Below are 19811 nucleotides of genomic sequence, written 5' to 3'. Positions count from 1 at the left end.
TCCCTCAATAGATCGGCGGTTCGGGCACGGCTTGCGTGCCGGTCAGGAAATCGAAGTCGCAGCCCTCGTGCGCCTGGCTGACATGGCGCTGGTAGAGGGCGGCGAAGGAGCGTTCGTAGATCGGCGCGGTCGGTTTCCATTCCGCCCGGCGGCGCGCCAGCTCGTCGTCGGAAACGCGCATGTCGATGGTGGCGGCGGCGACGTCGAGTTCGATGAGATCGCCGGTCCTGACCAGAGCCAGGGGCCCGCCGACGGCGGCTTCCGGCGAGACGTGCAGGATGCAGGTGCCGTAGTGCGTGCCGCTCATGCGCCCGTCGCAGATGCGTACCATGTCGCGCACGCCCTGCTTGAGCAGCTTCTTCGGGATCGGCAGGTTGCCCCATTCCGGCATGCCGGGCGCGCCGACCGGGCCGGCATTGCGCAGCACGATCACCGTGTCCTCGGTGATGTCGAGGTCCGGATCGTCGAGCGTCCGGTTCATGGTGCGCGGATCGTCGAAGACGATGGCCGGGCCGACATGCTTCAGGAACTTCGGATTGGCGGCGGAAGACTTCATCACCGCGCCGTTCGGCGCGAGATTGCCGCGCAGCACTTCCAGCGTCTTGCCGCGTTCGAGCGGCACGACGGGATTGTCCTCGCCGCGGATCACCTCGTCGTTCCAGCACTCGGCATCGGCGATGTTCTCGCCGAGCGTCCTGCCGTTGACGGTCGGCCGGTCGAGCTTCAGGTGCCGCGAGAGTTTTTTCAGCATCGCATTGACGCCGCCGGCGAAGTAAAAGTCCTCCATCAGATATTCGCCCGACGGGAAGACATTGGCGACGACCGGCACCTTGCCGGCCATTGCCGCCATGTCGTCCAGCGTCAGCTCGACGCCGACGCGCTTGGCCATGGCGATGAGATGCACGGCCGCATTGGTCGAGCCGCCGAGCGCCATATAGGCGACGAGGCCGTTGAGGAAGCTGTCGCGGTTCAGGATTTTCGACGGCTTCAGGTCCTCCCAGACCATCTCGACGATGCGCACGCCGCAGGCCGACGCCATGCGCGTATGGCCGGAATCGACGGCGGGGATGGAGGAGGCGCCGGAGAGCGTCATGCCCATCGCGTCGACGATGGAGGTCATGGTCGAGGCGGTGCCGATGGTGTTGCAGGTGCCGGGCGAGCGCGTCATGCGGCTTTCGAGGTCCACCCAGTCCTCGCGGGTGATGTTGCCGGCGCGAAGCTCGTCCCAGTATTTCTTGGTATGCGTACCCGCGCCGGTCTTCACACCGCGCCACTGGCCGTTCGACATCGGCCCGGCGGGGCAGAAGATCACCGGGATATCCATCGAGAAGGCGCCCATCAAAAGCGCGGGGGTGGACTTGTCGCAGCCGCCCAGCAGCACCGCCCCGTCGATGGGGTGGCAGCGCAGCAGTTCCTCACATTCCATGGCGAGGAAATTGCGGTAGAGCATGGTCGTCGGCTTCACCATGACCTCGCCGACGGAGATCGCCGGCAGTTCGACGGGATAGCCGCCCATCTGCCAGACGCCGCGCTTGACGGCCTCGGCCCGGTCGCGCAGATGCGCATGGCAGGGGCTCATCTCGCTCCAGGTGTTGATGATGCCGATGACGGGCCGGCCCATGAATTCTTCGCGGCGCATCCCCATCTGCTGGGTGCGCTGGCGGTGCGCGAAGGCCCGCATGTCGTCGGAGGCGAACCAGCGCTGGCTGCGCAGTTCGGAAAGCTCGCGCTTCGTCATCCCTTGATCCCCCCGGCGGTAAGACCAGAGACGACGCGCTCCTGGAAGATGACGATCAAGACGGCGACCGGCACGATGCCGACGACGAGGGCGGCGGAGATGACCGGCCAGGGGAAGGCGAACTCGCCCTGGTAGAGCTGGATGCCGACGGGCAGCGTGCGCAGCGCCGGGTTGGAGTTGAAGGAGAGCGCCAGCAGGAACTCGTCCCAGGCATTGACGAAGGCGAGGATGCCGGCGGTGAAGACGCCGGGCGCGCAGAGCGGCACGACCACCTTGAAGAGGGACCCCATGCGCGTGCAGCCGTCGATCATCGCGGCGTTTTCCAGATCGCGCGGGATGCCCTCGAAGAAGGAGACGAGCATCAAGGTGCAGACCGGCAGCGACAGCACCGTGTAGGGCAGCACCAGCGCGATCCAGGTGTTGAGCAGGTTCAGCGTGCGCATGATCTCGAAGAGCGGCACGAGGAGCGTCACCAGCGGGAAGGTGGAGACCGCGATGATCAGCGACAGGATGAGGCCGCGATAGCGCAGGTTCAGTCGCGCCAGCGCATAGGCCGCCAGCACCGAGACGAGCAGCGTCAGGCAGGTGGACAGCAGCGCCACCATGAAGCTGTTGAACAGGAAGATATGCAGCGGCTGGTCGGAAAAGGCCTGCATGTAGTTGGACAGCGTCGGGGCGTGCGGGATCCAGGTGATGGGCTTTGCGGTCAGCTCGGCTTCCGTCTTCAGCGAGGTGAAGAGGATCCACAGCGCCGGGAACATGCCGTTGACGATCAGCACGCCGCCGGCGATGAGGCGCAGCGGACGGCCGGACAGAAGGCCGGAAAATCCGGGAGAGGCGGCGGCGCTCATGGCTTACTCCTTGGTCCGGATGGCGCGGAGATAGACGGCGGTCACGCACATCGACAGGACGAACATCACGACGGCGAGCGCCGAGCCGTAGCCGAGGTCGAGGAATGAGACCGTGTTCTGGTGGATGTACATGGCGAGCGTGGCGGTCGAGGTGCCGGGGCCGCCGCCGGTCATCATGTAGGGGATGTCGAAGGTCTGCAGCGCCGTGATGGTGCGGAAGATCAGCGCGACGACGATGGCCGGCTTGAGCAGCGGCAGCGTGATCTCGAAGAACTGGCGGATGCGCCCGGCACCGTCGACGTCCGCGGCTTCATAGAGCGAGCGCGGGATCGTCTGGAGGCCGGCCAGGATGATCAGCGCCATGAAGGACGAGGTCTTCCAGACGATCGTCAGACAGATCGCGGCGAAAGCCCAGTTCGGCGAGTTGAACCAGATGATGCCCGGAAAGCCGAGGCGGTTCAGCACGTCGTTGACGACGCCGTATTCGGAATGGAAGAACCAGGCGAAGATCAGGCCGGCGAAGGAGAGCGGCAGCGCCCAGGGGATGAGCAGCGAAAGGCGCACCGGCCACTGCACGCCGAAGGGGAGGTTCGCGAGCAGGGCCAGTGCCAGCCCGACCAGGAGGGCGCCGGGCACGGTGATGAGCGTGATGAGCACGGTGTTCCAGGTGGTTTCCCAGAAGACCGGGTCCTCCAGCATGAGGCTGTAGTTTTCGAGCCCGACGAACTCCGCCGGCAGGCCCGACGTCAGCGACAGGCTGAAGAAGCTGGTATAGCCGAGGCGCAGCACCGGATAGACGATGATCAGCGCGAGCAGGATCGCCGCGGGCGCGAGCAGGACCACGGCCAGCGCCCGGTCGCCGAGATCGAGCCAGCGCGTCCAGGCCGGCGGGCCGCGGTCGGCAGGGCTTGCCGCATTGAGGGTGGAGGTCGTCGTCACGGGGCTACTCCCGACAATTCAGGTTGGGGAGGCGGAAGGGCGGGCAGGCCGCCCTGCCCTTCCGGCGATGGCGATCAGCGCAGGATGCGCTTCAGGCGCGCTTCGATCTGGCTTGCGCCGTCTTCCGGTGTCGTCACGCCCGCGAGCACGGCGTTGACGGTGGTGCGGATGACCTCGCTCACCTCGTTGTAGCGCGGCGTGACCGGGCGGGCCTTGGCGGTCTCGACCACCTGAAGGGCGTCGGCGAACCACGGCACGGCCTTCAGCACTTCGTCGTTCTTGTAGGCGGCTGCATAGGTCGGCAGCAGCGAGCCGTTGGCGGCCATGAAGACGGAGACCTCCTCGCCGGAGAGGTATTCGACCAGCTTCTTGGCTTCGTCCTGATGGGTGGAATAGGCCGAGACGCCCCATTCCCAGCCGCCGAGGCAGCTTGCCTGCTCGCCGGAGCCGAGCGCCGGCAGGCGCGTGACGCCGACCTTGCCGGCGACGGCCGATTCCGCACCCTGGAAATGCGTCCAGGCATAGGACCAGTTCACGGCGAAGGCGACGGTGCCGGCCTGGAACTCCTTGCGCGTGTCGTCGGTGGCGACTTCCGCGATGTTCTTCTTGGCGACGCCCTGGTCGACGAAGTCCTTCCACAACTTCAGCGCCGTGACCGCAGCGTCGTGGTCGAAGGTGAGCTTGCCGTTCTCGACGAGGTTCCTGCCCTGGCTCCAATAGGGCAGCAGGAAGGTGCAGACCGCGCCCTCAATGGCCTTGCCCTGGAAGGAAAGGCCCTGCAGGTCGGGGTTCTTCTCGCCTTCGGCGATCGTCCTGGTGGCGGTCGCCAGCTCTTCCCAGGTCTTCGGCGGGGTGATGCCGTACTTGTCGAGCAGGTCCTTGCGGTAATAGAGGAACATGGCGTCGGCGAAGGCCGGCAGGGCGACGATCTTGCCGTCCACCGTGTTGGCCTCGGCATAGGCCGGCAGGTAGACCGACATGTCCTTGCCCGAGAAATCGGAGGTCCAGCCGGCGGCGGCGTACTGCGCCGGGCGGATGACGTCGAGCATCAGCACGTCGAGATTGGTATCCTTGGCGGACATGACCGTGTTGAGATACTGCGCCTGCGCTTCCGACGTGTTGCCGCCCGTCTCGATCGCCACCTTGACGCCCGGATTGGCCGCCTCGTACTTGTCGAGCACCTTGCGCCAGACGTCCGGCTGGTGCTGGCTCGAAACGAAGATCTTCAGGTCCGTGTCGGCGAATGCCGGGACCGCGAAGGCAAGCATGCTGGTGGCGGCGAAGAGGCTCGCCGTGATCCTGATATTCATTCTATCCTCCCGTGGATGATCAGTTGATGACGCGTTCGCTCGAAGCGTCGAAAAGATGGATCTTGGCGGGGTCCACGCCGAAGCGGATCTCGGCGCCGGGCTCCAGCCGCGTTTCCGGCGGCATGCGCGCCGTCAAGACGTCGCCGCCGACGGAGAAATGGACGAGCGTATCGGAGCCGAGCGGCTCGACGACCTGAACGCGCGCCGAAAGGGCGGCGGCGGGATCGACATTCGCGCCGAAATGCTCCGGCCGGATGCCGACGATCACCTCGCGTCCGTCAAGGCCCGTCTCGCGCCCGGCCCTGACGGCCGAAAGCGCCAGCCTGTTGCCGTCGGCGAAGGAGAGACAGCCCTCCTCCACCTTCGCCTTCGCGAAATTCATCGCGGGCGAGCCGACGAAGCCGCCGACAAACACGCTCTGTGGCCGGTTGTAGACCTCGTCGGGCGTGCCGACCTGCTCGATATCGCCGCCCTTGAGGATGACGATGCGGTCGGCGAGCGTCATGGCCTCGACCTGATCGTGCGTGACATAGATGATCGTCGTGCCGATCTGCTGGTGCAGGCGCTTGATCTCGGTGCGCACCTGGCCGCGCAGCTTGGCGTCGAGGTTGGACAGCGGCTCGTCGAACAGGAAGACCTTCGGGCGGCGCACGATGGCGCGGCCCATGGCGACGCGCTGGCGCTGGCCGCCGGAAAGCTGGCCCGGACGGCGCTCCAGCAGATGGCCGATGCCGAGCATTTCCGCCGCGTCGTTGATGCGGGCATCCGCCTCGCGGGGCGCGACGCCGCGCACCTTCAGGCTGAAGCCCATGTTCTCGCGCACCGTCTTGTGCGGATAGAGCGCATAGTCCTGGAAGACCATGGCGATGTCGCGCTCGCGCGGCGGCAGGCTGTTGACCAGCGTGTCGCCGATGCGGATCTCCCCGCCGCTGATGCCTTCGAGCCCCGCGACCATGCGCAGGGTCGTGGATTTGCCGCACCCCGAAGGGCCGACGAAGACCACGAACTCGCCATCGGCGATCTCCAGGTCGACGCCCTTCACGATGCGCAGCGAACCGTAACTTTTTTCCAGCTTTCGCAGACTGACAGAAGCCATTCCTCTCTCCCAAGCGCGGCCGGACATCCGGCTGATCTGCACGAATAATAGCGCTACGATTAATTTGACGCAAGACATGTCCAGCAAAATGTTTTTCGCTGCGGAAACAAATGAAAGAGAAACGAAAACTGACAAATATGCCTTTATTTTCAGCATATTATAGATTCGCCCGACTGCGATTTTCATTGCGACGCGGTGAAAACTATGCTACTGGTACGATAATAGCGCTACGGAGACATCCATGGACAACACAATGCGAAAGCCGCCCCGCAATCGCCGGAAGATGCAGTCCGTCACCATGTCCGACGTGGCCGAACTCGCCAATGTCTCGCCCTCCACCGTCTCGCTCTTCCTGCGCAAGCCCGAGGCTGTCTCGGCCACCGCCAGCCAGGCGATCAGCCGGGCGATCGACAAGCTCAACTACGTGCCGAACCTGATGGCCGGCGGCCTGGCAGCCGCCTCCTCCCGCGCCGTCAGCATCCTCGTGCCCTCGGTGCGCAACGCCTTCTTCGCCGAGACGGTCTCCTCCATGCAGACGGCGCTCAAGAAGCAGCGCCTGCAGCTCATCCTCGGCCATACCGAATATGACGAGCAGGAGGAGGAGGAACTGGTGCGCATGGCGCTGTCCTGGGCGCCCGCCGCCGTCGTCCTGACGGGCCTGTCGCACAGCGCGGCGACGCGCCGGCTGCTCGCCAATGTCGCCATCCCCGTCATCGAGATCTGGGAGCTGGGCGGCCCGCAGATCGATACCGCCATCGGCTTCCACCACGATCAGGTCGGCGTGGCGGCGGCCGAGCACCTCATCGGCCAGGGGCGCCGCAACCTGCTCTTCCTCGGCGCCCGCATGCACCAGGACCGCCGCGCCAAGCAGCGCTGCGACGGCTTCCTGCAGGCCGCCCGGGCCGCCGGGATCGCCGTAAAGGTCGTCGAGCATCCCGATACGGCCTCGGCGGAAATCGGCTCGATGCTCCTCAGCGAAGCCCTGCGGCTCCATCCCGATACCGACGGCATCGCCTGCTCCAACGACCACATCGCGCTCGGCGCGCTGTTCGCCTGCGAGCGCCAGAAGATCGCCGTGCCGGACCGGCTCGCCGTGGTCGGCTTCGGCGATCTCTCCTTCAGCGCCGCCTGCAACCCGCCGCTCACCACCATCCGCCCCTCCGGCGACCTGATCGGCCGCGAGGCGGCACGCCTGATCGAGGCGCATCTGCACGGCGAAAGGACGGACGGCCCCCGGCAGATCGACACGCGCTTCACACTACAGCACCGCCGCAGCAGCTAAGACGTCAGGCACAGAGCGCGAACGAATGGAGCGCTTCCGCGGCTCGAACGGGCGAAAACGCTCCAGGATCATTGCAGGACCGGATCGGCAGACTTGCCGATCCGCTTGCCTTTTATGGGTTCGCCCCGTCAGTCCAGTGTCAATCCGTCGAGGGCGACGACGCGCTTTTCCCGGGCGGAACGCTCTGCCGCCAGGCCGATGGCGACCGCCTTCAGGCCATCCTCCAGCGTCACCTCGACAGGGCCCGCGCCCAAAATCGCCTGGCGAAACTTGCGGTGCGCGTAGAAGGTCGCGCCGTGATGGGCGCCGGCGTGCAGCACGTCCGCATCCACCTCGACGACGCGGCGCTCCGGCTGGCGCTTCTCTTCGCGAAAACTGACCTCGATCTCCGAATGCCTGTCGGCCTCGTGACCGCGATAGCCCGGCACGAAACATTCGACCCGGCCGAGCGAGCCGGTCGCGGAAAACTCCTCCTGCCAGAGCGCGCCCTCGGCGAACATGCAAAGGTCGAGCGAGGCACGGATCCCCGACTTGAAATCGACGGTCACGAAGGCGTTGTCGATGATATCGGGCCGCGCGCCGTCCTCGCGCCGCTCGTCGGCATGGTTGACGTCGATGCCGGCGGAGGCATAGACGCGCACCGCCTCGTCCTCAGCGATCAGTCGCATGAGATCGAAGAAATGGCAGCATTTCTCGACCAGCGTGCCGCCCGTGCGCGCCGCATAGCGGTTCCAGTTGCCGACCTTGGCCTTGAAGGGAAAACGGTGCTCGCGCAGCGCGATCATCTTGAGGTCGCCGACCGTCCCCTTGCGAACCTCCTCCACCAGTTCCGTGACCGGCGGCATGTAGCGGTACTCCATGCCGATCCACAGCGGCGCCGTGTAGCCGGACAGCGCCGACGACATCCAGGCGAGCTGCTCCGTCGAGGTGCAGGCCGGCTTTTCCAGAAGGATCGGCAGGCTGAGGCCGCGATCGAGGATCCTCGCCAGCACGTCGGCATGCGTATCGTTCGGGGTCGCTATCACCAGCGCGTCGACCGAATTGCTGGCGAGGAGCGCATCGGCCGAATCGAAAAGCTGCGCTTCCTCCGGCACGCATTCGGCCGCCAGCGACCGCGATCCGGCATCCGGATCCGCTATGGCGGTGATCCTGGAGCCGGGCGTCATGGCGATGTTGCGAAGATGCTCCCGCCCCATCATGCCGGCCCCGATCAGGCCGTAGCGTATTTGGTCAGACACTCTTATTCCTCCTCTCGATTGCGCCCCGCACGGCGATGCCGCCGGAAGCCCGTGACAGGGGAAACGTTACGCATGGGGATTGAGAAAATCAAACAAAATCGTAGCGCTATTATTAGCCGTCACACAAAAGCAAGCCATATCTAGCTGATATTACTTCAATAATTTGTGGAATCTGAACGATATCAGAATTTCAACTCTCGAATTGACGGATTTATGTGCAGCGCTATCATGGCGGCGGGAGTATGTTGGAGGAGGAACCACGCATGAAACACCCCATCCTTGCCTGGACCGCGATCGCCCTTGCGGCCGGCACGCAAACACCGGCCCACGCCGACACGACGCTGCGCATGTTCGTGTCGAGCCAAGGAAGCCCCGAAACCCATCGCAAGATCGCCGATCTCTACGAGCAGAGGAATCCCGGCATCAAGATCGAGATCGAGCTTGGCGGCGCCACGTCGGAATTGCAGGCCCAGTATCTCAACACGGCCCTGTCGAGCCGCGACCCGTCGCTGGACGTCCTGATCCTCGACATCATCCGCCCCGCGCAGTTCAGCGCAGCCGGGTGGATATCGCCGCTCGGCGATGCGGCCGAGGCCGCGCCCGTGCTCAAGGACTACATCAAGGCCTATGCGGATGCGAACACGGTCGACGGCAAGCTCGTCGCCCTGCCCTCCCATGCCGATGCGCTGCTGCTCTACTACCGCAAGGACCTTCTGGACAAATACGGCCTGCCCGTGCCGAAGACCTGGCCCGAGCTTGCCGAGACCGCCGGGAAGATCCTCGCCGGCGAAGGCAATCCGGAGCTGCAGGGCCTCTCCTTCCAGGGCAAGGCCATCGAGGGCGCCGTCTGCACCTTCTTCCTGCCCTACTGGAGCGCCGGTCACGACCTGACGAGGGACGGCAAGTTCGTGTTCGACAAGGACGGCGCGGTCGCCGCCTTCAACGTCTGGAAAGGCCTCGTCGATCAGGGCATCGCCAAGAAGAACATATCGGAGGTCGGCACCGACGACACGCGGCGGGAATTCCAGGCAGGTAAGGCCGTCTTCGCGTCGCTGTGGGGTTACGGCTGGAGCAATTTCCAGGGCGAGGATTCCGCCGTGCGGGACAAGGTCGGCGTCGCTGTCCTTCCGGCCGTCGAGGGCGGCAGGCCCGTCAGTTGCCTCGGCGGCTGGGAGTGGGCGGTGTCGGCCTATTCGCGCCACCAGGAGGAAGCCAGGAAGCTCGTGACCTTCCTCTCCGGCATGGAGGCCACGAAGATCAAGGCCATCGAAGCGTCCTACCTCCCGCCGCAGACCGCGCTTTATGCCGATCCCGACGTCCAGAAGGCGATGCCCTGGGTGGAAAGCGCCCGCGCCGTCGTGGAGAGCGCGATCCCGCGGCCCGTGACGCCGCGCTACAACGAGGTGAGCGAGGTCATCCGCACGCTGTTCAATGCCGTCATCGGCGGCTCGATGACACCCGAGGATGCCGCCGCGCAGATCGATGCGCGCCTGCGCCGCATCCTGCGATAGGATCGCACTGAACAACGCGGCCATGCCCCCCGAAACCGGGCCATGGCCGCCATGTGCCTGTTGCGCCGGCAAGCGCCGCATTCTATAGGGACGTCACTCACCACGGACCCGGTGAAAGCCCGGGTGGCTCTTCTGGCCGCCGATCCGCCAGACTACGCAAAAGCATCGACCCCGTTCACGAGATCGGACGCCGTCCGGCCTGGATGCACTCCTTTGCGGACCTTCCCATGTTCAATCTGACGACCTACAGGCGCGCGTGGTTCTTCAACATTCGCGCCGACATCCTCTCCGGCATCGTTGTCGCGCTGGCCCTTATCCCGGAAGCGATCGGCTTCTCGGTCATTGCCGGCGTCGACCCGAAGGTCGGCCGCTTCGCCTCCTTTACCATCGCCTGCGTCCCGGCCTTCGCCGGCGGCCGGCCGGGCATGATCTCCGCCGCGACGGCGGCGACGGCCGTACTGATGGTCACGCAACCTTCGACTGCGCGGAAAGCCTGCGCAAGGTAACGATCGACCTCAGCCAGGCCCATCTCTGGGACATCACGGCCGTCGGCGCTCTGGACAAGATCGTGCTCAAATACCGCCGGCAGGGCGTCGAGGTCGCCGTCATCGGCGTCAGCGAAGCAAGCGCCCACATGCTCGACCGCTTCGCGCTGCACGACAAGGACCATGCGGCCTTCTCCGCGCAGGGCGGCCATGGAGGAAACCCGGAGCACCCCACCGGCGCTGAAATTCGTTGCACGAAACCAATACCAGTTTAAGATCAGAAAAATAGTCCGCCGGCGATCCACTCCAGGGAGCGTGCCTTCATGACCGATCGGCCGATCCTCGCCTTCCTCGCCGGCGAGCTTTCCGCGCCCAGCGCCGAGCCGCTCTATAGACGGCTGGAAGCGGCCCTGAAGCAGGCCGTCGCCGCCGCGCATATCAAGCGCGGCGCCGTCATTCCCAGCGAGCGGGTGCTGAGCCAGGCGCTCGGCCTTTCGCGCGTGACGGTACGCAAGGCCATCGACGGCCTCACCTCGGACGGCATCCTCGAACGCCGGCAAGGCGCCAAGACGGTGGTCTCCTCCCGCCTTGAGAAGTCGCTGGCCACGATGACCAGCTTTTCCGAGGACATGCGCTCGCGCGAGCTCAATCCCGGCTGCGTCTGGATTTCCCGAGAAACGTCAAGGCCTTCACCGGTCGAGATGATGGCGCTCGGCATTTCCGGCAGCGAAAGGGTCGTGCGGCTGCGGCGCCTGCGCACCGCCGACGGCGTGCCGATCGCCGTCGAGACGGCCACCCTGCCCGCCCGCTTCGTGCCCGAACCGCAGGCCATCGGGGATTCGCTCTACGACTATCTCGAAATCACCGGCGCGCTGCCGGTGCGCGCGCTCCAGCGCATGCAGGCAAGACCCGCAACGCCGGAGGAGCGACGCCTGCTGGCCGCCCCCGACGACGCCTCGCTCCTCATCATGGAACGCCGGTGCTTCCTTGCCGACGGGCAGATCGTCGAGTTCACCCAGACCAAGTATCGCGGCGACGTCTACGACTTCGTCATCGAGCTGACGCGATAATACCAGTTTAAAGCCTGTTGCCATCTGGCCCTGTTTTGCTACCATCCTGCCGATGACAGGAGATAGCCGGTGCCGCTTGATTTCAAAGCCTTCGACAAGGGTCTGATCGTATCCTGCCAGCCCGTGAAGGGCGGCGCCATGGACAGGGCGGAGATGGTCGTCGGCTTCGCGCTGGCGGCGCTGGACGGGGGCGCTGCCGCCCTGCGCATCGAATCGGCGGACTATGTCGCGGCCGTCCGCGCGGCGAGCGACCGGCCGATCATCGGCCTCGTAAAGCGCGACCTCGACGACAGCCCCGTGCGCATCACCCCCTTCATCGAGGATGTCGACGCGCTGGCGAATGCCGGCGCGGACATCATCGCCTATGACGCCACGCAGCGCCCGCGCCCCGTTTCGACCCGCATACTGGTCGAGCGCATCCTTGCGCACGGCCGCATCGCCATGGCCGACTGTTCCATCCTGCCGGATGCCGAGCGGGCGCTCTTCGAGGGCGCCGACGTGGTCGGCTCGACGCTCGCCGGCTATACCGGACCGGTCGAGCCCACCGAGCCCGACCTCGCCCTCGTCGCCGCCATGCGCCGCCTGACGCCGCATGTCGTCGCGGAAGGCAATATCCGCACGCCGGCGCAGGCCCGGCAGGCGCTGATCGCCGGGGCGTCCATGGTCGTCGTCGGCTCCGCCATCACGCGGCCGGAATATGTCACCTCCTGGTTCCGCGCCGCGCTCGACGACGCCATCGCGGCTACGGGAGCCTGATAGCCATGCGCCGTCCCGACACCGTCCTCGCTCTCGATATCGGCGGCACCAAGATGCTTGCGGCGCTGGTGCGGGAAGACGCGGTGATCGAGGCGCACACCATGCCGACCCCGCGCGGCGGCGATCCCGAGGCCTGGCTTGCCGCCCTCTTCACGGCGATCGTCGGCTGGAGGGGACGCTACGACACCGTAGGCGTCGCCGTCACCGGTATTGTCGACGAGGGCTGCTGGTCGCCGCTCAACCGCCGGACCCTCGATATCCCCGACCGCTTTCCGCTCGTGGCATCGGTCGCCCGGCTTTCCGCCGTCGACCGGGTTCTGGCGACCAACGACGCGCAGGCCGCCGCCTGGGGCGAATATGCCTTCGGCGCCGGCCAGGGCCACGACCTCGTCTTCCTGACGGTCTCGACCGTCATCGGCGGCGGCATCGTCGTCAACGGCCGCCTGCTCGGCGGCCTCGCCGGCCATTTCGGCCAGTTCCGCAGCCTCGGCGAGGAAGGCCGGGTGCTGGAGGACAGGGTTTCCGGCCAATGGATCGCCGCGCAGGCCGCGCCGCACAAACCGGACGCCACCGCGCGCGACGTCTTTGCGGCAGCGGCCGCCGGCCAGGGTTGGGCGGAGGCCGTCATCCGGGCCTCGGCGCGCGAGACCGCGCTTCTGTGCGGCAACATCCAGCTCGCGCTCGATCCCGCCCGCATCGTCATCGGCGGCGGCATCGGCCTGGCGCCCGGCTATCTCCAATCCGTCCGCCGGGACCTTCAGGGCCTGCCGCCCCGGCTCACGCCGCAGCTCCATCCCGCCGCGCTCGCCGAAAAGGCCGGCGTCGTCGGGATCGCGGATCTCGCAAGACGTCGGACCTAGCCGGGGGAACGGGAACACGGCCTCTTGCCGCCTTGCCCGACGTCGAACCGATCCCGCTTCGGCTGGAAATGACCCTAGCGGAGGACCTGGGACAGGAAGTCCCGGGCCCGCGGGGTTTTCGGATTACCGAAAAACTCCGCCGGCGAGGCCTCCTCCACGATGGCGCCGCAATCCATGAAGACGACGCGGTCCGCGACCTCCTTCGCAAAACCCATCTCGTGGGTGACGCAGACCATCGTCATGCCGTCCTGGGCGAGGCCGACCATGGTGTCGAGCACCTCCTTGACCGTTTCCGGGTCGAGCGCCGAGGTGGGCTCGTCGAGCAGAAGGATCTTCGGCTTCATGCACATGGCGCGGGCGATGGCCACGCGCTGCTGCTGCCCGCCGGAAAGCTGCGAGGGATATTTCAGCGCCTGCTCGGCGATCCTGACCCGTCCCAGGAAATGCATGGCGATGCTCTTGGCCTCCTCGCGCGCCATGCCCTTCACCGACATCGGCGCAAGGAGACAGTTCTCCAGGACGTTCATGTGGGGGAAGAGGTTGAAGCTCTGAAAGACCATCCCCACCTCCCGGCGGATCCGGTCGCGGTTCGCGGTCGCCTTGTCGAGCGGGACGCCGTTGACGGCGATGGTGCCGCTGTCGTGGCGTTCGATGCCGTTCATGCAGCGGATGAGCGTCGACTTGCCGGAACCGGAGGGGCCGCAGACGACGAGCTTTTCCCCGGCTCGAACGCAGAGGTTGACATTGTTCAGGGCCTGGAACGACCCGAACCGCTTGCCGACGTTGCGGATGTGAATTTCCCCGAATCGATCCGGCTCGCCCGAAAGGGCTGCCGATCCGTTTGCGTGAAGGGCCATGGTGATCTCCGTATGGGTTTTACCCATGCCCCTCAGGCGTGGGCAGCTTGCGCGTTCTGCAGGGGCGTGCTCGCAGGCGTCTTCAGGTTTTCAATGGAAAGTCGCTGCTCGAGCCGCCGCAACAGCCAGGAAAGCGTCGTCGTGATGCAGAAATAGATCGCGCCGGCCGTCAGGAAGATCTCGTAGGGCGCGTAGGTGTTCGAGACTTCGAGGCGGGCGACGCCGGTCAGGTCCATCAGCGTCACGGTGCTGGCGAGCGACGTCGCCTTGACCGTCAGGATGATCTCGTTCTCGTAGGCCGGCAGCGCGGCCCGCACCGCAAGCGGGATCGTCACCTTGCGCTGGGTCTGGAACCAGGAGAGGCCCAGCGCATAGGCGGCCTCGACCGGCCCCTTGGCGATCAGGCGCAGCGCCCCGGAGATGATCTCGGCGGTGTAGGCGGCGGAGTTCAGGCCGAGGGCGATGATCACGCACCAGAACGGATCGCGCAGGATCGGCCAGAGCGCCGAGTGCCGGACGACGTCCAGCTGGCTCATGCCGTAATAGACGAGGAACACCTGGAGGAGCGAGGGAATGCCCCGGATCACCAGGATGTAGGCGTTCGCCGGGCCATGAAGGTATTTCGAGCGGGCGTTGCGGGCATAGGCGATCGGGATCGCGAGGACCATGCCGAGGATCAGGATCAGGACGGCAAGCTTGCCCGTCACGCCGACCCCCTCGATCAGCCGGGGAAAGGCATCGGACATCAGTTGGAAATCAAGCATTTCGGCCTCCCTCAGGCAAAACCGCGATCGGCGCGTTTGCGGGCAAATCGCAGCCCAAGCGACGCAACGCCCGTCAGGACGAGATAGATGGCCGCCGCCGCGCTGTAGACGTAGAACGGCTCCCGGGTCGCGCCCGAAACCACGGAGGAGGCGCGCAAGAGCTCCTCCAGCCCGATGACGGAGATCAGCGACGTCTGCTTCAGGAGGATGATGGACAGGTTGCCGTAGCCGGGGAGCGCCAGCCGCCACGCCTGGGGCATCACGACCTTGCGAAAGCAGACCCGGCGGCTGAGCCCGAGCGCCATGGCCGCCTCGGTCTGCCCGCGGGGAACCTGGCGGATGGCGCCGCGGAAAATATCGCTCGCATAGGCGCCGAAGATGAAGGCGAGCGCGCAGACGCCCGCCGTGAAGCCGTTCACGTCGACATAGTCGCCGGTGAGCTTCGTCAGGGCGACCGTGCTGCCGAAATAGATCAGGTAGATGACGATGAGGTCGGGAACACCGCGCACGATCGCCGTATAGGCCTCGACAAGGTAGCGAAAGGGCCGGCTGGCATATGTCTTCACCGAGCCGAGGAAGACACCGAGGATGGTGCCGACGAACAAGGCGGCAACCGTCACGGCGATGCTGATGACAGCGCCGTTCAGCAGTTGCACCCCGTAGCCTGAGAAGATCGTCATACCGCCTCCTTCTCTCCCCGGAATTTTGCGCCCTTCTCCCTGAGGAGACGGCGGATCGGGGCATCGCGCGACGCCTGGAGCTTTCCACCGGACGTCCGCTCCCGACCATAGACGATCCACACGTCGTCGGGGGATCCGAGGATCGCATCGACCCGCACGCGATCCGGGAACTGGGCGGCGTATTCCAGGTAGACCAGCGCGGAATCATAGGCGCCGTTAAGCAGGTTGTCGAAGATGATCGGCAGCGAGACGCCGGGGATCAGCGTTTCCCACCTGTCCGGCTCGATGTAGCTTTCGGTTGCGGGCGCCAGGAGGCCGATCGTCCGTGGCGTCTCCACTTCCTTTCGCGTCAGGATGGCAAGCTCCTTGCTGCGCGAAATGAAGGAATCCACCGCGAACATCCGGTGGAAATGGCTCCCCATGGTCTCCGGCGTTTCGGGATGGACGGCGCACTGGACGACGAAATCGAAGTTGCCGTTCAGGAGCCCCCGGGTCGCGTGCTCGAAATTGGGGACCAGTTCGATCCGGGCATTCTCGATACCGTGAAAGCGAATGTATTCGCCGGTCACGCGTTCGTGGTTCGTCCCTTTCGGGCCGAAGGTGGCGAAAGTGATCATGGAGCACCTTTTGGGAGGAAATGAAGCGGCGCCCTGGTCGCCGCTTCGCAAAAACGTGGCCGTGCTCACATCAGCTTGAACTTGAAGTATTTCGACGTGATCTTGTCATAGGTGCCGTTCGCCATGATCGCATCGAGCGCGCTGTTGACCTGGCCGAGCAGTTCGGTGTCGTCCTTGCGCAGCGCGATCGCGTTGCCCTCCCCCAGGACGCCGCCGGAATATTCCTCGCCGACCAGTTCGTAATTGGCCGCTTCCGGGCGCGTGAGGAAGTTGACGAGGGACGTCACGCGGTTGGCGATCATGAGATCGACGCGGCCGGCCATCAGATCCATCTCCGGATCGGTCGTCTTGTCGTAGCGAACGATCTCGGAATCCTTGTAGGTGTCGGTCAGGAAGCCGTCCTGGCTGCTGCCGCGCTGAACGCCGATACGCTTGCCCTTGAGCGCTTCGGGCGAGGTATCGGGATAGGTTCCCTTCTCGGCGACGAACTGGCTGGTGGTGTTCTTGTACTTCTTCGAGAAGGCGACCTGCTGCTTGCGCTTCTCGGTGACCGTCATGCTCGCGACGATCATGTCGTATTTCTTCGCATTGAGGCCCGGGATGATGCCGTCCCATTCCTGGGCGACGACCTCGCACTTGACCTTCATTTCCTCGCAGAGCGCATTGGCGATGTCGACGTCCCAGCCGGTGAGCGTGCCCTGCTCGTCGACGAAGCTCCAGGGCGCGTAGGTTCCTTCGGTGGCGATGCGCAGGTCCCGCGCCAGGGCGGCCGTCGACAGGGCGCCGAATGCGACGACGGATATCGCCAGGACTGACTTCAGCTTTCGAAATTCGATCATTTCCGTTCCCCTTTTGTGGCCCTTCATTGAGCTGCCACGATTGTTCGCAAAGAGAGCCGGCGGGTCAATTCTGCTGCAAATATTTTCATCTCAGGAAACAGGGCCTGATCGAAGGAAGAATGGAGAAAGCGATAAAAATATTTATATTCAATATCTTGTAAAAGTATTGAGACCTCGCCTGCCCGTGCAAACAGGGCCGCAATGCGCATCGGCCCTGCCGTTTCCACCTGCGCCTTGCGGCGGCGGCGTGGGTCAGGTGGGAAGCGCGGTCGTGTATTTCACCGCCTTCAGCGCGAAGTGGGACGACGACGTCAGGACGGCGTCATGCGTGAGGATACCCCTCATGAGGAGCGTTTCATATTCCCGCACGTCCCCCACCACCGCCCGGATTAGGTAGTCCCACTCCCCCGACATCGAATAGCATTCGAGCACTTCGCGATGGCTGTTGATGAACAGTTCGAAATCGTGCCGCGCAGCGGGATCGTGCGATTTCATCCTGACCTGGCAGAAGACGTTCAGCCCCTTCCCCACCGCGTCGGGGTCCACGAGGCGGACGGTCTTGCCCAGCACGCCGGCCTGTTCGAGCTTGGCGATCCGCCGCCAGCAGGAGGCCGCCGATGCCCCGACCCTCTCGGCCAGCCGGGCCTGGCTGATATCGCCCTCCTCCTGCAACGCGCGCAGGATCGCTTTGTCGACACCATCGAGGGCGACCTGTTCCATTCAATTTCCTCGCAAAGATGAAATGTCCATTTCATATCCTAGGGCGCAGGCGCAAAGATTGAAAGGAAAATCGCGCGGCAACCCGGTACACTGATCCCAGTGATTTTGGGAGGATCTCATGGACCAGGTTGTCGTGAAGGGCCGCGAGCGGAACGCACCCGATGACAAGATCGACTGGCGGCGGCTTGCCTACGTGCTGCACCTGTCGCGCACACTGGACGAGATGGAGGAAAGCCGTCTCGTGCCGGAGAAGAAGGTGCTCTATCAGTTTTCGGCCCGCGGCCACGATATGGCGCAGATCCTCTTGGGGATGCAACTGACCGGCGCGCACGATGCGACCTGCGGCTACTACCGGTCGCGGCCCCTCCTCCTGTCCCTCGGCGTCGATCCGGCCGATGCGCTGGGTTCCGCGATGGGACGCGCCGGCGGCTATTCGGACGGGCGCGACATCGGCGTGGTCTTCAACTACCCGAACCGCTCCGGCGCGTCGGCTTTGCCGATGTGCGGCGGCGTCGGCGCGCAGTACACGCCGACCGCCGGCTGGGCGCAGGCCATGAAATATTACGCCGATACGCTCGGACGCGCGGACTATGCCCGCGATATCGGCGTCGTGCTCGGCGGCGACGGATCGGTCGCGTCGAACGGCTTCTGGGCGGCCATCACCGCGGCCACGACCCAGGCGCTTCCCATGCTGTTCTATATCGAGGACAACGGCTTCGGGATCTCCGTGCCGTCGACGGTCCAGACGCCCGGCGGGAACATCGCCGCCAACCTGGCGAGCTGGCAGGGCCTGCGGATTTTCGATGGAGACGGCTGCGATCCCGCCGCCGCCGCGCGGCTGATCCGGGAGGCCGTGGCGTTCGTGCGCGACATGCGCAAGCCCGCCCTGCTGCGCCTGACCGTTCCGCGCCTTCAGGGCCACAGCTTCCAGGACACGCAGGCCTACAAGAGCGAGGACCTCGTCCGGCAGGAATGGGACCGCGACCCCCTGCCGCGCCTCCGCGAATTCCTCGTGCCCGCCGTCATGACCGCCGGGGAATGGGACGACGCCCGCCAGAAGGCGCACGACGATGCGGAGCTTGCCCGGCAGGCCGCCGAGGCCCGCCCGGTGGCCGATCCCGCCACGGTGACCGACAACGTCTTCTACAGCGGCGCGATGCAGGCCATGGGCGGCCAGCATCGCGACGGCTATGTCGCCCCCGCCGGCACGGAGATTCCCCAGCCTTCGGGCGCACGGATGAACATGGTCACGGCGATCCGCAAGACCCTCGAGCATGAACTGTCGATGAACGAGCGCGTCGTCGTCTTCGGGGAGGATATCGGCCCGAAGGGCGGCGTTCACGCCGTGACGCTCGGCCTTCAGGAGAAGTTCGGCGTCGGACGGGTCTTCGACACCTCCCTGTCGGAGGAAGGCATCATCGGCCGCGCCGTCGGCATGGCGCTGGCCGGCCTGGTGCCGGTGCCCGAAATCCAGTTTCGCAAATATGCCGAGCCCGCCACCGAGCAGATCAACGATTGCGGCACCATCCGCTGGCGGACGAACAACCGCTTCGCCGCCCCGATCGTGGTGCGCATGCCGGGCGGCTTCTTCAAATGCGGCGATCCCTGGCACAGCCAGACGAACGAGGTCGCCTTCGTCCACCAGCCCGGCTGGAAGGTCGCGGTCCCCTCCAATGCGGAAGACGCCGTCGGCCTGCTGCGCACGGCGCTGCGCGGCAACGACCCCGTGATCTTCTTCGAGCATCGCGCGATGCTCGACCACGCCTGGGCACGCCGGCCCTATCCCGGCGACAATTTTACGCTTCCCTTCGGCAAGGCGAAATTCACGCGCACCGGCAAGGACATCACCATCGTGACCTGGGGCGCCATGGTCCAGCGATGCGAAGACGCGGCCGAAGGCATCTCGGCCGACGTGATCGACCTGAGGACGCTCATGCCCTGGGATCGGGAGGCCGTCCTGTCCTCGGTCAGAAAGACCCGCCGATGCCTCATCGTGCACGAGGATCTCGGCTCCGCCGGCTTCGGTGCCGAAATTGCGGCCGTCGTGGCCGACGAGGCATTCATGGACCTCGACGCCCCCGTCTCCCGCCTGACCATGCCCGATATTCCAAGCCCGCATAATCCGGTCCTCCTGGATTGGGCGGTTCCGTCCGTGGAACGCATCGCCGAGCGGATCGCCGCACTCCTGGAGTTTTGAG

General features: G+C 65.5%; 20 protein-coding genes, 1 pseudogene and 1 other annotated feature. Of the genes and pseudogenes, 8 read left to right on the top strand and 13 right to left on the bottom strand.

What is annotated here, in order from left to right; translation table 11 throughout:
* Nucleotides 1-4: 4 nt before the first annotated feature.
* The 5 genes from araD to AB3G45_RS14105 form a co-directional block, all read right to left on the bottom strand.
* Nucleotides 5-1738: an L-arabinonate dehydratase gene (araD, locus tag AB3G45_RS14125; RefSeq protein ID WP_367831164.1), complete on the bottom strand. Its 1734-nt coding sequence runs from the start codon at nucleotides 1736-1738 to the stop codon at nucleotides 5-7.
* Complete coding sequence (locus AB3G45_RS14120; RefSeq protein ID WP_367831163.1) at nucleotides 1735-2589, bottom strand: carbohydrate ABC transporter permease; 855 nt, start codon at nucleotides 2587-2589, stop codon at nucleotides 1735-1737. The genes araD and AB3G45_RS14120 overlap by 4 nt, the downstream gene beginning before the upstream one ends.
* A 3-nt stretch (nucleotides 2590-2592) precedes the next feature.
* Nucleotides 2593-3528, bottom strand: a complete 936-nt coding sequence (locus tag AB3G45_RS14115; RefSeq protein WP_367831162.1) for a carbohydrate ABC transporter permease — start codon at nucleotides 3526-3528, stop codon at nucleotides 2593-2595.
* Between the two features lie 74 nt (nucleotides 3529-3602).
* Entirely contained in the window at nucleotides 3603-4838 is a 1236-nt protein-coding gene (locus AB3G45_RS14110; protein ID WP_367831161.1) for an ABC transporter substrate-binding protein, read from the bottom strand.
* Nucleotides 4839-4857: 19 nt separating this feature from the next.
* Nucleotides 4858-5934 (bottom strand): ABC transporter ATP-binding protein, encoded by a 1077-nt coding sequence (locus AB3G45_RS14105; protein WP_367831160.1) that lies wholly within the window; start codon nucleotides 5932-5934, stop codon nucleotides 4858-4860.
* Nucleotides 5935-6175: 241 nt separating this feature from the next.
* Here AB3G45_RS14105 and AB3G45_RS14100 point away from each other — a divergent pair, with 241 nt between their 5' ends.
* Entirely contained in the window at nucleotides 6176-7216 is a 1041-nt protein-coding gene (locus AB3G45_RS14100; RefSeq protein ID WP_367831159.1) for a LacI family DNA-binding transcriptional regulator, read from the top strand.
* 128 nt (nucleotides 7217-7344) lie between these two features.
* Here the strand turns inward: AB3G45_RS14100 and AB3G45_RS14095 are convergent, their stop codons facing one another.
* Entirely contained in the window at nucleotides 7345-8454 is a 1110-nt protein-coding gene (locus AB3G45_RS14095; protein WP_367831158.1) for a Gfo/Idh/MocA family protein, read from the bottom strand.
* Nucleotides 8455-8717: 263 nt separating this feature from the next.
* On the opposite strand from AB3G45_RS14095, the gene AB3G45_RS14090 reads away from it, so the two are divergent.
* From AB3G45_RS14090 to AB3G45_RS14065, 6 genes and pseudogenes are all read left to right on the top strand, one after another.
* On the top strand, nucleotides 8718-9965 hold the full coding sequence (locus AB3G45_RS14090) for an ABC transporter substrate-binding protein (RefSeq protein WP_367831157.1): 1248 nt from the start codon (nucleotides 8718-8720) through the stop codon (nucleotides 9963-9965).
* Between the two features lie 101 nt (nucleotides 9966-10066).
* Nucleotides 10067-10122: a sequence feature (sul1 is cis-regulatory element that is thought to sense ions involved in sulfur or methionine metabolism; They are found in Alphaproteobacteria), on the top strand.
* Nucleotides 10123-10192: 70 nt separating this feature from the next.
* Nucleotides 10193-10432, top strand: a pseudogene (locus tag AB3G45_RS14085) (SulP family inorganic anion transporter); the annotation flags it as partial.
* Nucleotides 10357-10725 carry an STAS domain-containing protein gene (locus tag AB3G45_RS14080; protein ID WP_367833581.1) on the top strand — a complete coding sequence of 123 codons (369 nt, stop codon included), beginning with the start codon at nucleotides 10357-10359 and terminating at the stop codon, nucleotides 10723-10725. The pseudogene AB3G45_RS14085 and the gene AB3G45_RS14080, both read left to right, overlap by 76 nt.
* A 48-nt stretch (nucleotides 10726-10773) precedes the next feature.
* Complete coding sequence (locus AB3G45_RS14075; RefSeq protein ID WP_367831156.1) at nucleotides 10774-11520, top strand: GntR family transcriptional regulator; 747 nt, start codon at nucleotides 10774-10776, stop codon at nucleotides 11518-11520.
* 69 nt (nucleotides 11521-11589) lie between these two features.
* Complete coding sequence (locus tag AB3G45_RS14070; RefSeq protein WP_367831155.1) at nucleotides 11590-12276, top strand: N-acetylmannosamine-6-phosphate 2-epimerase; 687 nt, start codon at nucleotides 11590-11592, stop codon at nucleotides 12274-12276.
* Between the two features lie 5 nt (nucleotides 12277-12281).
* Nucleotides 12282-13136: an ROK family protein gene (locus AB3G45_RS14065; protein ID WP_367831154.1), complete on the top strand. Its 855-nt coding sequence runs from the start codon at nucleotides 12282-12284 to the stop codon at nucleotides 13134-13136.
* 74 nt (nucleotides 13137-13210) lie between these two features.
* Here AB3G45_RS14065 and AB3G45_RS14060 read toward each other — a convergent pair whose 3' ends face one another.
* The 7 genes from AB3G45_RS14060 to AB3G45_RS14030 form a co-directional block, all read right to left on the bottom strand.
* On the bottom strand, nucleotides 13211-13993 hold the full coding sequence (locus tag AB3G45_RS14060) for an amino acid ABC transporter ATP-binding protein (RefSeq protein ID WP_367831153.1): 783 nt from the start codon (nucleotides 13991-13993) through the stop codon (nucleotides 13211-13213).
* Between the two features lie 32 nt (nucleotides 13994-14025).
* A complete protein-coding gene (locus AB3G45_RS14055) occupies nucleotides 14026-14757 on the bottom strand; it encodes an ABC transporter permease (protein ID WP_367831152.1) in 732 nt (243 codons plus the stop codon).
* Between the two features lie 11 nt (nucleotides 14758-14768).
* Nucleotides 14769-15437 carry an ABC transporter permease gene (locus tag AB3G45_RS14050; RefSeq protein ID WP_367831151.1) on the bottom strand — a complete coding sequence of 223 codons (669 nt, stop codon included), beginning with the start codon at nucleotides 15435-15437 and terminating at the stop codon, nucleotides 14769-14771.
* A complete protein-coding gene (locus tag AB3G45_RS14045) occupies nucleotides 15434-16054 on the bottom strand; it encodes a hypothetical protein (protein WP_367831150.1) in 621 nt (206 codons plus the stop codon). The genes AB3G45_RS14050 and AB3G45_RS14045 overlap by 4 nt, the downstream gene beginning before the upstream one ends.
* 65 nt (nucleotides 16055-16119) lie before the next feature.
* Nucleotides 16120-16893, bottom strand: a complete 774-nt coding sequence (locus AB3G45_RS14040) for a transporter substrate-binding domain-containing protein (protein ID WP_367831149.1) — start codon at nucleotides 16891-16893, stop codon at nucleotides 16120-16122.
* A gap of 23 nt (nucleotides 16894-16916) precedes the next feature.
* Complete coding sequence (locus AB3G45_RS14035; RefSeq protein ID WP_367831148.1) at nucleotides 16917-17102, bottom strand: hypothetical protein; 186 nt, start codon at nucleotides 17100-17102, stop codon at nucleotides 16917-16919.
* A gap of 43 nt (nucleotides 17103-17145) precedes the next feature.
* A complete protein-coding gene (locus AB3G45_RS14030; RefSeq protein ID WP_367831147.1) occupies nucleotides 17146-17613 on the bottom strand; it encodes an Lrp/AsnC family transcriptional regulator in 468 nt (155 codons plus the stop codon).
* Between the two features lie 118 nt (nucleotides 17614-17731).
* Here AB3G45_RS14030 and AB3G45_RS14025 point away from each other — a divergent pair, with 118 nt between their 5' ends.
* Nucleotides 17732-19810 (top strand): transketolase C-terminal domain-containing protein, encoded by a 2079-nt coding sequence (locus tag AB3G45_RS14025; RefSeq protein ID WP_367831146.1) that lies wholly within the window; start codon nucleotides 17732-17734, stop codon nucleotides 19808-19810.
* Nucleotide 19811 lies beyond the last annotated feature (1 nt).

It is taken from the genome of Shinella sp. S4-D37 (assembly GCF_040812195.1).
GTDB lineage: Bacteria > Pseudomonadota > Alphaproteobacteria > Rhizobiales > Rhizobiaceae > Shinella.
The sequence above is the reverse complement of the archived record's forward strand: the minus strand, read 5'-3'. Positions and strand labels throughout refer to the sequence as shown.